This window comes from Thermus composti (assembly GCF_014647535.1).
Classification (GTDB): Bacteria; Deinococcota; Deinococci; order Deinococcales; family Thermaceae; genus Thermus; species Thermus composti.
In genome coordinates, this window is sequence record NZ_BMPJ01000040.1 from 1 (window position 1) to 10,689 (window position 10,689).

At 67.6% G+C, this 10,689-nt stretch carries 13 protein-coding genes; 6 read left to right on the top strand and 7 right to left on the bottom strand.

All coding sequences use genetic code 11. The features are described 5' to 3' along the window. Nucleotides 1-174 precede the first annotated feature (174 nt). Nucleotides 175-1,152 (top strand): GTP 3',8-cyclase MoaA, encoded by a 978-nt coding sequence (gene moaA / locus IEX93_RS10770; protein WP_188848197.1) that lies wholly within the window; start codon nucleotides 175-177, stop codon nucleotides 1,150-1,152. On the opposite strand, the gene IEX93_RS10775 is transcribed toward moaA, so the two are convergent. Continuing rightward, on the bottom strand, nucleotides 1,130-1,960 hold the full coding sequence (locus IEX93_RS10775; protein WP_188848198.1) for a DMT family transporter: 831 nt from the start codon (nucleotides 1,958-1,960) through the stop codon (nucleotides 1,130-1,132). The genes moaA and IEX93_RS10775 overlap by 23 nt on opposite strands. A gap of 17 nt (nucleotides 1,961-1,977) precedes the next feature. Here IEX93_RS10775 and IEX93_RS10780 point away from each other — a divergent pair, with 17 nt between their 5' ends. Genes IEX93_RS10780 through dusA form a run of 5 tightly spaced genes read left to right on the top strand, consistent with a single transcriptional unit; the run spans nucleotide 1,978 to nucleotide 5,789 of the window. Continuing rightward, entirely contained in the window at nucleotides 1,978-2,967 is a 990-nt protein-coding gene (locus tag IEX93_RS10780) for a polyprenyl synthetase family protein (RefSeq protein ID WP_188848199.1), read from the top strand. A 7-nt stretch (nucleotides 2,968-2,974) separates the two neighbouring features. Next, entirely contained in the window at nucleotides 2,975-3,166 is a 192-nt protein-coding gene (locus tag IEX93_RS10785; protein WP_188848200.1) for a hypothetical protein, read from the top strand. Beyond that, on the top strand, nucleotides 3,154-3,744 hold the full coding sequence (locus IEX93_RS10790) for a hypothetical protein (RefSeq protein ID WP_188848201.1): 591 nt from the start codon (nucleotides 3,154-3,156) through the stop codon (nucleotides 3,742-3,744). Before IEX93_RS10785 ends, IEX93_RS10790 begins: the two co-directional genes overlap by 13 nt. 1 nt (nucleotide 3,745) lies before the next feature. Continuing rightward, nucleotides 3,746-4,768 (top strand): 4-hydroxy-3-methylbut-2-enyl diphosphate reductase, encoded by a 1,023-nt coding sequence (gene ispH / locus IEX93_RS10795; RefSeq protein WP_188848202.1) that lies wholly within the window; start codon nucleotides 3,746-3,748, stop codon nucleotides 4,766-4,768. Beyond that, nucleotides 4,761-5,789, top strand: a complete 1,029-nt coding sequence (dusA, locus tag IEX93_RS10800; RefSeq protein WP_188848203.1) for a tRNA dihydrouridine(20/20a) synthase DusA — start codon at nucleotides 4,761-4,763, stop codon at nucleotides 5,787-5,789. The genes ispH and dusA overlap by 8 nt, the downstream gene beginning before the upstream one ends. On the opposite strand, the gene IEX93_RS11810 is transcribed toward dusA, so the two are convergent. The 6 genes from IEX93_RS11810 to glgC are packed head-to-tail and all read right to left on the bottom strand — an operon-like array spanning nucleotide 5,685 to nucleotide 10,611. Continuing rightward, entirely contained in the window at nucleotides 5,685-6,311 is a 627-nt protein-coding gene (locus tag IEX93_RS11810) for a tetratricopeptide repeat protein (RefSeq protein WP_268239091.1), read from the bottom strand. The genes dusA and IEX93_RS11810 overlap by 105 nt on opposite strands. Before the next feature lie 5 nt (nucleotides 6,312-6,316). Further along, on the bottom strand, nucleotides 6,317-7,630 hold the full coding sequence (locus IEX93_RS10810) for a glycogen synthase (protein ID WP_188848204.1): 1,314 nt from the start codon (nucleotides 7,628-7,630) through the stop codon (nucleotides 6,317-6,319). Further along, nucleotides 7,630-8,001, bottom strand: a complete 372-nt coding sequence (locus IEX93_RS10815; RefSeq protein WP_188848205.1) for a gamma-glutamylcyclotransferase family protein — start codon at nucleotides 7,999-8,001, stop codon at nucleotides 7,630-7,632. The genes IEX93_RS10810 and IEX93_RS10815 overlap by 1 nt, the downstream gene beginning before the upstream one ends. 1 nt (nucleotide 8,002) lies before the next feature. Further along, entirely contained in the window at nucleotides 8,003-8,668 is a 666-nt protein-coding gene (locus IEX93_RS10820) for a response regulator transcription factor (protein ID WP_188848206.1), read from the bottom strand. A 9-nt stretch (nucleotides 8,669-8,677) separates the two neighbouring features. Continuing rightward, on the bottom strand, nucleotides 8,678-9,364 hold the full coding sequence (locus IEX93_RS10825; protein WP_188848207.1) for a SagB/ThcOx family dehydrogenase: 687 nt from the start codon (nucleotides 9,362-9,364) through the stop codon (nucleotides 8,678-8,680). Nucleotides 9,365-9,366: 2 nt separating this feature from the next. Then, nucleotides 9,367-10,611 (bottom strand): glucose-1-phosphate adenylyltransferase, encoded by a 1,245-nt coding sequence (glgC, locus tag IEX93_RS10830; protein WP_188848208.1) that lies wholly within the window; start codon nucleotides 10,609-10,611, stop codon nucleotides 9,367-9,369. Nucleotides 10,612-10,689 lie beyond the last annotated feature (78 nt).

The following is a 10,689-nucleotide window of genomic DNA, read 5'->3' on the forward strand; positions in this document are numbered from 1 at the left end:
TGCCAAGGTCGGGGTCGCGGGTTCAAGTCCCGTCTCCCGCTCCAAACCTGCCCCCCCTGGGCCTAAAGCCTAGGGGGGGTTTTGTTTTGCTAGGCCCTCCCGCGGCTTATGGGAGCAAGCCAAGGCCTTGTGGGCCTCGAGGAAGCGTGGTATAGTCGCCCCTAAGGAGGCCCAATGAAGCTCCTGGATAACTACGGGCGCGTCCTCAAGGATCTCCGCATCTCCGTGACCCCCCGGTGCAACCTCCACTGCCTCTACTGCCACCCCTTGGGCCTGGAGATGAAAGACCCCCCGGGGACCCTGACCGTGGAGGACGTGGACCACTTCCTGGAGGCCGCCTCCCTTCTTGGGCTTTCCGCCGTGCGCTTCACCGGGGGGGAGCCTTTGGTGCGCAAGGAGCTTCCCGAGATGATCGCCAAGGCCCGGGCGAAGGAAGGCATTGAGGACGTGGCCATCACCACCAACGGCCTCCTCTTCGCCAAGCGGGCCAAGGAGCTGGTGGAGGCGGGCCTCAACCGGGTGAACATCTCCTTGGACGCCATTACCCCCGAGGTCTTCGCCCGCATCACCCGAGGGGGGAAGGTGGAAAGGGTCCTCGAGGCCATAGAAAAAGCCCTGGAGCTTAACCTCCACCCGGTGAAGCTCAACGCCGTGGTGATCCGGGGGATGAACGAGGAGGAGGTGGTGCCTTTAGCCGCCCTCTCCCTGGAAAGGCCCCTCCACGTGCGCTTCATTGAGTACATGCACCTGGACAACTCCGACCCCGAGGCCTACCGCCGCCGCTTTGTGCCGGGGGGGGAAACCCGCGCCCGCATTGAGGCGGTTTATGGCCCCTTGGAGCCCGTCCCCCACGACCCCTCCTCCCCGGCCCGGGTCTTCCGGATTCCCGGGGCCCAGGGCACCGTGGGCTTCATCAACCCGGTGACCGAGCCTTTCTGCTCCCACTGCTCCAGGCTCCGCCTCACCGCCGACAAGAAGCTCAGGCCCTGCCTCCTCACCGATTTGGAGATGGACATCGCCTGGGCCTTCGCCGCGGAAAACCCCGTGGAGGCCCTCATTGACGCCATCCTCATCGCCACCAACCGCAAACCCGCCTTCGGCAACACCCTCCCCACCCTGCGCAAGCGGGTCATGCTGGGGATCGGCGGATAGCGAGGAGGGTGGAAAAGACCACCAGAAAAGCCCCCAGAAGCCCCGAGGGGCTTAAGCGCTCCCCTAGGACCAGGTAGGCGAAAAAGGTGGCCCAGACCGGCTCCAGGGTGTAGAGGATGGCCGCCTGGGGAGCGGGGACGTACCTTTGCCCCCAGGTCTGGAGCCAGGTGGTGAGGGCGGTGGTGACCACCCCCAGGTAAAGGACCGCCCCCCAGTCCACCCGCCCAAGGTCCATCCCCTCGGCCCAGGCCCAAGGAAGGGCCAGAAGAGCGGTGCCCAGCACCTGGACCGCCGTTAGGGGAAGGGAGGGGAAAGCCTTGGCGTGCACCTCGAGGCGCACGATGTAAAGGGCGTAGGCCAAGGCGGTGAGGAAGGTCCAAAGGTCCCCCACGTTGAAGGGCGGCTGGTAGGGGTCGTAGGAGAGGAGGCCCACCCCGGCCAGGGCCAGGAAGGCCGCGAGGAAGGCCGGGCCCACCTTTCTGCCGGCAAGCCTCAGGAGAAGGGGGACGAGGATCACGCTCAGGGCGGTGATGAAGGCGCTCCGGCTCGCCGAGGTGTGGGCGAGCCCCAGGGTCTGGCTAGCGTAGCCCAGGAAGAGCCAGAAGGCGAGCTCCATCCCCGGCCCCAAGGCCCCCCTGGGCAGGCGCGAAAGCCAGGGCAGGAAGAAAAGGGTGGCCACCAGGAAGCGGAGGAAAATAAGAAGGCTCGGGTCCATCCCCTCCACCGCCCCCTTCACCACCACGAAGGTGCTTCCCCAAAGCAGGGTCAAGAGGTTAAGGGCGAGAAGGCCCAAGGCGTAGCCGCGCATGGCCTAAAGTGTATAGCATGGGCTCGCCCGAAGCGGTGCGAGAAGAGCTGCAAAAAAGGCTCCTAGGCCACCTGGAGCACCCCGACCCCCCCTACCAAGCCCTCCTCCAGGACTACCCCAGGCGGGGCGGGAAAGGGCTTCGGGGCCTTCTCACCTACTACAGCGCCTTGGCCCACGGGGCGGGCGAGGAGGCGGGGCTGGAAGCGGGGGTGGCCTTGGAGCTTTTCCAGAACTGGGTCCTCATCCACGACGACATAGAGGACGGCTCCCTGGAAAGGCGGGGTAAGCCCGCCCTCCACCGCCTCTACCCCATGCCCTTGGCCCTAAACGCCGGAGACGCCCTCCACGGGGAGATGTGGGGGCTCCTCCTCCGGGGCCTAGCCCGGGGGCTTTGGGGCACAAAAGTCCTCGAGGAGTTTTACCAGGTGGTGCGCCGCACCGCCTACGGGCAGCACCTGGACCTCCTCTGGACCCTCGAGGGCCGCCTGGACCTAACCCCCGAGGACTACCTCCACATGGTGGCCCACAAGGCCGCCTACTACACCGCCGTGGCCCCCTTGCGCCTAGGGGCCCTCCTCGCCGGGCAGGAACCTCCCCAGGCCTACGAGGAGGGGGGGCTTAAGCTGGGCGTGGCCTTCCAGATCGTGGACGACGTTCTCAACCTGGAGGGGGACGAGGCCTACGGCAAGGAAAGGGCCGGGGACCTCTACGAGGGCAAGCGCACCCTGATCCTGATCCGCTTCCTCCAGGAAGCCTCCCCCGCCGAGAGGGAGCGGGCCGAGGCCCTCCTTCGCCTTCCCCGGGGGGAAAAACCCGAAGGGGAGGTCCTTTGGCTTTGGGAAAGGATCCGGGCCTCCTCGGCCCTCCCCTGGGCCAAGGCGGTGGCCCGAAGCCTCGCCGAGGAGGGGCTTGCCCGCCTCCGGCCCCTCTTGGAAGGCCTTCCCCACCCCGAGGCCCGCGCCCACCTCCTCCGCCTTCTCCTGGCCCTGGTGGAGCGCAGGGCATAATGGGGCCATGCAAGGGGTGCGCTTCCGGGTGATCACCGCCAACGATCCCGATATCCTCGAGGAGCGGCTCAACCGCTTCGTGGAAAACCTCCCCGAGGACGTGGTCCTGGTGGAGGTGCGGTTCGCCGTGGCCGGGGGGCCCTCTCCCCTCTTCGCCGCCTTGGTGCAGTACAAGGAAGTGGAGGCGTGGAAGGATTAGAGGCCTTCCTCTTTTTCCTGGCCCTAAGGGGCGAGGCCAAGCGGGAGGAGGTGCGGGCCCGGTTTCCCGTCCTCGCCCCCTACCTCAAGGCCCTGGAGGGTGCCTTGGAGGTCCAGGGGGAGACCTTCCGCCTCCTCCGCCCCTTGCGGCTTTCCTGGTTCGCCCCCCTCCTCGCCCGGGCCTACCCCCTCCTCTCCCCCGAGGAGCAAGCCCTGGCCCTGGAGCGGCTGGTGGAGGCCGCCCACCTTTCCGCAAAGGCCCAGGAGGCCCCCCCGGAGGGGGAAGGCCTTTTGCGGGTGGCCCGGGCCTTCTTTGCGGGAAGCCAAGCCCTCCTGGAGGGCGACGCCCGCACCGCCCTTCACCGCTACGGGGAGGGCCTCGGCCTTTTGGAAAGGGAGGGCCTCCCCTTCCCCGCCGCCGCCCTCGCCCTTTTGGCCCTGGCCCAGGAGGTTTTCCGCCCTGGGGGGAAGGGGAAGGAGACCGCCAGGAAAGCCCTCCAGCGGGCCAAGACCCCCTTCGCCCGGGAGGTGGCGGCCCGGCTTCTCCAGGCCACAGAGGAAGAGGGGGCTTCCCCCTAGAATGGGGGGCATGGACGGGGGACTCAAGCGCCTCTACCTGGTCCGACCCCGGGGCTTTTGCGCCGGGGTGGTCATGGCCATAGAGGCGGTGGAGCGCTGGGCGGAGGCCCTTAAGGATAAGGGGGAGCTCGTGGTCTACCACGAGATCGTCCACAACCGGGTGGTGGTGGAGCGCCTAAGGGCCAAGGGGGTCCACTTCGTGGAGGACCTCTCGGAGGTGGAGCGCCTAAGGCGGGAAAGGCGGCTTGCGGGCACCCTGGTCTTCTCCGCCCACGGCCACCCCCCCGCCGTCCGCAGGCAGGCGGCGGCGATGGGCCTCACCATCCTGGACGCCACCTGCCCCCTGGTGACCAAGGTTCACACCGAGGCCAGGCGCTACGCCCAGGAAGGCTACTGGATCCTCCTCATCGGGGACTCCGCCGACCACCAGGAGATCAAGGGCACCTACGGGGAGGCCCCGGAGAGGACCATCCTGGTGGCGGTGCACACCCACGTGGGCAAGGACCCCCGCCTGGCCGACCCCCGCACCGTGGAGGTCCCCGACCCCGATCGGGTGGTGGTCCTCACCCAGACCACCTTGAGCGTGGACGACACCCTGGCCACCATAGAGATCCTCAAAAAGCGCTTCCCCAAGCTGGTGGTCCCCTCCCGCAAGGACCTCTGCTACGCCACCCAGAACCGCCAGGAGGCGGTGAAGCGGATCGCCCCCAAGGTGGACGCCTTCCTGGTCCTCACAAGCCCCCACTCTTCCAACGGGATGCGCCTCTTGGAGCTCGCCCAAAGCCTGGTGGGCCGGGCCTACCGGCTGGAGCGCCCCGAGGAGCTTAGGCCCGAGTGGCTGGAAGGGGTGGAAAGCCTGGGGATCACCTCCGCCGCCAGCACCCCCGAGGACCTGGTCCAAGGGGTGGTGGCCCGCCTGAAGGCCCAGAACCCGGGCCTCGAGGTGGTGGAGGAAGGGGAGTGGGAGGCGATCGCCTTCCGCGAGCCCAAGCCCCTCTCCCCCGAGGAGGTCTTGGGTGGCTGACTTCCGCCTGGCGGTGGCCCCCATGGTGGACCGCACCGACCGGCACTTCCGCTTTATGGTGCGGCAGATAAGCCAAGGGGTCAGGCTCTACACGGAGATGACCGTGGACCAGGCGGTGCTAAAGGGCAACCGGGAGCGCCTCCTCGCCTTCCGCCCCGAGGAGCACCCCATCGCCCTCCAGCTTGCGGGCCGGGACCCCGAGACCCTGGCGGAGGCGGCGCGGATCGGGGAGGCCTTCGGCTACGACGAGATCAACCTGAACCTGGGCTGCCCCTCGGAGAAGGCCCAGGAAGGAGGGTACGGGGCCTGCCTCCTCGCGGACCTCGGGCGGGTGCGGGAGATCCTGAAGGCCATGGGGGAGGCCGTCCGCGTCCCCGTGACGGTGAAGATGCGGCTGGGCCTCGAGGGGCGGGAAACCTACCGGGGGCTTGCCGCAAGCGTGGAGGCCATGGCGGAGGTGGGGGTCAGGGTCTTCCTCGTCCACGCCAGGAGCGCCCTCCTTGCCCTCTCCACGGAGGCGAACCGCAAAATCCCCCCCTTGCGCCACGAATGGGTCCACCGGCTCAAAGAGGACTTCCCCCAGCTCACCTTCGTCACCAACGGGGGGATAAGGAGCCTCGAGGAGGCCCTCTTCCACCTAAAGCGGGTGGACGGGGCCATGCTGGGGCGGGCGGTCTACGAGGACCCCTTCGTCCTAGAGGAGGCGGACCGGAAGGTCTATGGGCTTCCCCGCAAGCCAAGCCGCCTCGAGGTGGCCCGGAGGATGCGGGCCTACCTGGAGGAAGAGGTCCTGAAGGGCACGCCCCCTTGGGCGGTCCTCCGGCACATGCTCAACCTCTTCCGGGGAAGGCCCAAAGGAAGGGTTTGGCGGAGGCTTTTGGGCGAGGGCCGCTCCTTAGAGGCCCTGGACCGGGCCCTAAGGCTTATGGAGGAAGAGGTAGGCGAGGAGGGCGAGAAGGAGAAGCCAGGCCCAAAGGGGCAGGCGGAAGCGGCGCCTGGGCTTGCCTGTGAGGGGGTCTAAGGAGGGGGGCGGGGCCATCTTGAGGCGGGTGGCCCGCTTCAGGTGGGCCACCATCTTGTCCAGGTCCCCCTTCCGCTTGTAGAGGGCCGCCAGGTTCTCGTGGAGGAGGGGGTCCTCGGGGGCAAGCCTGAGGGCCTTCTGGTAGAACTCCAAGGCCGCCTCCAGCTCCCCCCGCTCCAGGTGGAGGGTCCCCAGGTTGATGAGGGCCCGGTGGTGCTCGGGGTCCAGCTCCAGGGCCCTTTGGAAGTGGGCCTCCGCCGCCTCCCGCCTCCCCTCCCCCACCGCCTTCACCCCCAAGAGCACCTCCTTCTCCGCGGCGAAGAGGGGGTCGTCTAAGGCCTCGGGGTCTTCTTCCAGAAGGGCGAGCCCCCGAAGAAGCCGCTCTTTCTCCCCCTCGGGGAAGCCCTCGGCGTAGGACCGGGCCCCGGCGTAGTCCTTGGCCCGGAGGAAGGCGAGGAAGGCCAAAAGGGCCTTAGCCTCCTCGTCCCCCGCCAGGGCCCGGGCCTTCAGCTCCGCCACCATCCCCCCTATCCTAAGGCCCGGCGGTAGACCTCGAGGTAGGCCCTGGCCGAAGCCTCCCAGGAGAAGTCCTTGGCCATGCCGGCCAGGCCCAAGGCCTCCGCCCCAAGGCGGAAAAGGCGGAGCACGCCGTAAAGAAGCCCCTCGGGGTGGTAGGTCTCAAAGAGGACCCCGGTCCTCCCGTCCTCCACCGTGTCCTTGAGCCCCCCCACCGCCCGGGCCACGGGAGGGGTGCCGTAGCGGCTTGCGATCATCTGCACCAGGCCGCAGGGCTCAAAGCGGCTCGGCACCAAGACCGCCTCCGCCCCGGCGTAGGCCAGGCGGGCCAGGGCCTCGTCGTAGGCCGGGAGAAAGCGGACCCGGCCCGGGTGTTCCTCTTCCGCCCGAAGGAAGGCCTGCCTAAACCCCTCCTCCCCCACCCCCTGGACGTAGAGGCTAAAGCCAAGCTCCAAGAGGCGGGGAAGGGCCTTCAGGACCAGGTCCAGGCCCTTCTGGGGGTCCAGGCGGCCGATGTAGGCGAGGACCGGGGGCCTAAGCCCCGTCCTCTGCCGGAAGGCCTCCTTGGCCCGGGCCTTCCCCGAGGGGTCCTTTAGGGAGTAGGGGGCGGGGAGGTAGGGGTCTTTGCCGGGGTCAAAGACCTCGGTGTCCAGGCCGTTCAGGATGCCCACAAGTTTCTCCGCGTGCCTCCGCAAGACCCCGTCCAGGCCCATGCCGAACTCGGGGGTCTTGATCTCCTCGGCGTAGGAGGGGCTCACCGTGGTGACCTGGCGGGCGAAGACGATCCCCCCCTTCATCAAGTTTACCTTCCCGTAGAACTCCAAAGCCTCCATGTGGAAGAGCGTCCAGGGAAGCCCCGTCCAGTGGAAGAAGGGGGCCGGGTCCAAAAGGCCCTGGTGGGCCAGGTTGTGGATGGTGTAGACCGTGGGGGCGAAGAGGGCGAGGAGGGCCGCCGTCCAGTCGTGGGCGTGGACCAGGTCAAAGCCTTTGGCCACCTCCTTGGCCGCCAGGACGAAGCGCAGGTAGCGCTCGGCGTCGTCGGGGTAGCCGTAGACCCTTTCCCGGTCAAACCCCTCCACCCCGAGAAGGAGAAACCGCACCCCCCCCTCCACCCGCTCCCCCAAGGGGGCCCTCTCCTCCCGCCCGGCGAAGGTGAAAACCACCTCCCCCACCCCCCGGGCGGAAAGCCCCCGGTGCCAGGGGAGGAGAACGGAAGCCTCCACCCCCAAAGGCCCCATGGCCTTGGGCAAGGCCCCCACCACGTCGGCAAGCCCCCCCACCTTCACCAGGGGGTAGGCCTCGGGGGCCACGTGGAGGACCCGCATCATCCCTCCCAGACCCCCCCGGGAAGGAAGAGGGCCCCCTCCAGGGGCCCCAGGTACACGTAGGCCCAGGCCTCCAAGAAGCCTTCCTCGGTCTTTACCCGCACCCGCACCCGCCGGTACTCCTCCCCCTCGTCCTCCAGCTCGTCCAGAAGGAGAAGAAGGGAAGGGGGAAGCAAAAGCGCCTCGCCCCAGACCTGCCCCTCCCCGGGCACCATGCCGGGGTAGGCGTAGGGGCGGCCATGGCCAGGGGGGAGGTGGTAGAGGTGAAACCCCTCCACAAAGCCGGGAAGGCACTTCCGCACGCTACCCGCCACCAGGCCGTGGTTCCTTTTCCCCCGCTTCAGGGTGCCGTAGACGAAGACCCACTCCATCCTACTCCCCCAGAAACCGGTACCCCACCCCCACCACGGTCTCTATGAACCGGGGGGAGAGGGGATCGTCCTTGAGCTTCTTGCGGAGGAGGCGCACGTAGGCGTCCACCACCCGCTCCGAGCCCGCAAACTCCGGGCCCCAGACCCTTTCCAAAAGCTCCATCCGGGAAAAGACCCGGCCCGGGGCCTGGACCAGGGTGAGGAGAAGGTTCATCTCCGTGGGGGAAAGGTGGAGGAGCTCCCCTTCCAGGTAGGCCTTTCTCCCCTCTAGATCCAGCTCCAAGGGCCCAAACCGCCGCCTCCCCTCCTTCCCCGCCCGGCGGAGGAGGGCCTTGATGCGGGCAAGGAACTCTTTAAGGGAAAAGGGCTTGCCCAGGTAATCGTCCGCCCCTTCCAGGAGGCCTTCCACCCGGCTCTCCTCGTCAGCCCGCCCCGTGAGGAGGAGGACGGGCAAAAGGGGGTCTAGCTCCCTCAGGGCCTTGAGCACCTCGAGCCCCTCGAGGTCGGGTAGGCCCCGGTCCAAAACCACCAGGTCGGGCCGCACCTCTAGGGCCAAAGCCTCCCGGCCGGTGCGGACCCAAACCACCCCAAACCCCTCCCTTTCCAGGAAGCGCTTCACCAGCTCCCCCACCTGGGGATCGTCCTCCACCAAGAGAATCCACACCATAACGCCCGTCTAACGCCCTAGAACCAATACCACCCCGGGGTGCTCTCCCTCGGGCAATCCCAGAAGCCGGGCCACGGCCTCATCATAAAAGGTCTCCGCCGGGTAAGCGGCAAGGCCCAAGCCGACGGCGGCAAGGAGCACCAGCCCCGCGGCGTAGCCCGCCTCGAGGAGGGCGTAGCGGTACCCCCTGAGCCCGAAAAGGGCCTCGCTCCTCTCGGGGACCAGGGTGAGGACCAGAAGGGCCGCCGCCTTTTCCAAGGAGAGGCCCAAAAGGGCCTCGGCCCAGGGGCCGGGGTCGGCGCGGCTTCCGATCTGGAAAAGCTGGTGCTCCTTGGGGAAGTAGTGGTAGACCCCGGGGAAGACCCCCTCCACCCGGAGGGCCACCAAGTAGGCCTCCAGGGGGTAGGCCTCCCCGGCGGAGGGGAAGCCCCTTAGGTTCTCCCGCTCCGCCAGGGGCAGAAGGAGCTGGGAGAGGTCCAAGAGGGTGAGGGCCGCCCCCACCTCGGGGAGGGCGGGCCTTAGGTGGGCCAGGGCGCGGAAGAGGGGGGGACCCCCCTCGAGGCGCAAAGGGGGAAGGGCCTGGGTCTCCAGGGGGTTGGCGTAGACCTTGGCCTTGGGCCGGCGCTTCAGGGGAAGCTCGTCCCTTGGCGTGAGGCGGGAGAGGCGGTAGAAGAGCTTGCCGGGGTGCTTCTCCATGGCTAGAAGCGGTACCCCTTGGGGACCACCACCACCCCTTCCGGGGTCACGGTGAAGCCCCGGGCCCGGTCGGCCTCGAGGTCGTAGCCGATCTCGGTGTGGGGCGGGATCTTCACGTTCTTGTCTATGATGGCGTTTTTAATGCGGCAGTAGCGGCCCACCTCCACGTCGTCAAAGAGGACGGAACGCTCCACCAGGCTATAGGAGTTCACCCGCACCCTCCGGAAGAGGACCGACTCCCGCACCGTCCCCCCGCTCACGATGCCCCCCCCCGCCAGGAGGCTATTCAGGGCGCGGCCCACCCTCTCCCCCGTCTCGTGGACGAACTTGGCCGGGGGGCTGAAGAGGTTGGCGGTGCGGAGGGGCCACTCGGGGTTGAAGAGGTCAAACTCGGGGACCACCTTCACCAGGTCCATGCTGGCCTCGTAGTAGGCATCCAGGGTCCCCACGTCCCGCCAGTAGAGGTTGGGGCCCTCCTGACCGGGGATGGGGTTGCGGTGGAAATCGTAGGCGTAGACCCTGTACCCCTCCTTGAGGGCCCTCGGGATCACGTCCTTGCCGAAGTCGTGGGAGCTCGTTTCGTCCTTGGCGTCCGCCTCCAGAAGCTCAAAAAGGGCCTCGGTGCGGAAGATGTAGTTGCCCATAGAGGCCAGGGCCAGGTGGGGCTTGTGGGGGAGGGGCTTGGGCGCCTTGGGCTTCTCCTGGAACTCGGTGATCCGCCACTCCTCGTCCACCTGCACGACCCCGAAACGGCTCGCCTCCTCCACGGGGACGGGGTAGGCGGCGATGGTGATGTCCGCCCGCTTCTCGTAGTGGTACTCCACCATGTGGCGGACATTCATCTTGAAGATGTGGTCCCCCCCGAAGATGGCCACCGCCTCCGGGGCATGGTTTTGCACCAGGTGCAGGTTTTGGTAGATGGCGTCGGCGGTGCCCCGGTACCAGACGGGCCCCAGTTCCTCGTAGCGGTACATCTGGGCGGGGACCAGGAGGATAAAGTGGTCCTCCAAAAAGGCCCCGAAGCGCCAGTAGCGCTGGATGTGCTCGGTGAGGGACTGGGCCTTGTACTGGGTGAGGACGTAGATGGCGTAGATCCCGGAGTTCACGAAGTTGTTGAGGACGAAGTCAATGATGCGGTACTTGGCCCCGAAGGGCACGGCGGGCTTGGCCCGCTTGGCGGTGAGGGGGTAGAGGCGGCTCCCCTGCCCCCCGGCAAGGATCATCCCCAAAACCTCAACCTTTACCATAAAATCCTCCCCCCCTTTCGGATATTCACCCGCATATCCATTGACACGCCAATAAAGAAGGGGGCTTGGGTAAATACA

Coding starts and splice junctions, on each gene's coding strand:
- IEX93_RS10780 (WP_188848199.1), top strand. CDS start 1,978: ATGGGCTCGCCCGAAGCGGTGCGAGAAGAGCTGCAAAAAAGGCTCCTA.
- IEX93_RS10820 (WP_188848206.1), bottom strand. CDS start 8,668: ATGGTGTGGATTCTCTTGGTGGAGGACGATCCCCAGGTGGGGGAGCTG.
- moaA (WP_188848197.1), top strand. CDS start 175: ATGAAGCTCCTGGATAACTACGGGCGCGTCCTCAAGGATCTCCGCATC.
- ispH (WP_188848202.1), top strand. CDS start 3,746: ATGGGGGGCATGGACGGGGGACTCAAGCGCCTCTACCTGGTCCGACCC.
- glgC (WP_188848208.1), bottom strand. CDS start 10,611: ATGGTAAAGGTTGAGGTTTTGGGGATGATCCTTGCCGGGGGGCAGGGG.
- IEX93_RS10785 (WP_188848200.1), top strand. CDS start 2,975: ATGCAAGGGGTGCGCTTCCGGGTGATCACCGCCAACGATCCCGATATC.
- IEX93_RS11810 (WP_268239091.1), bottom strand. CDS start 6,311: ATGGTGGCGGAGCTGAAGGCCCGGGCCCTGGCGGGGGACGAGGAGGCT.
- IEX93_RS10815 (WP_188848205.1), bottom strand. CDS start 8,001: ATGGAGTGGGTCTTCGTCTACGGCACCCTGAAGCGGGGGAAAAGGAAC.
- IEX93_RS10775 (WP_188848198.1), bottom strand. CDS start 1,960: ATGCGCGGCTACGCCTTGGGCCTTCTCGCCCTTAACCTCTTGACCCTG.
- IEX93_RS10825 (WP_188848207.1), bottom strand. CDS start 9,364: ATGGAGAAGCACCCCGGCAAGCTCTTCTACCGCCTCTCCCGCCTCACG.
- IEX93_RS10810 (WP_188848204.1), bottom strand. CDS start 7,630: ATGCGGGTCCTCCACGTGGCCCCCGAGGCCTACCCCCTGGTGAAGGTG.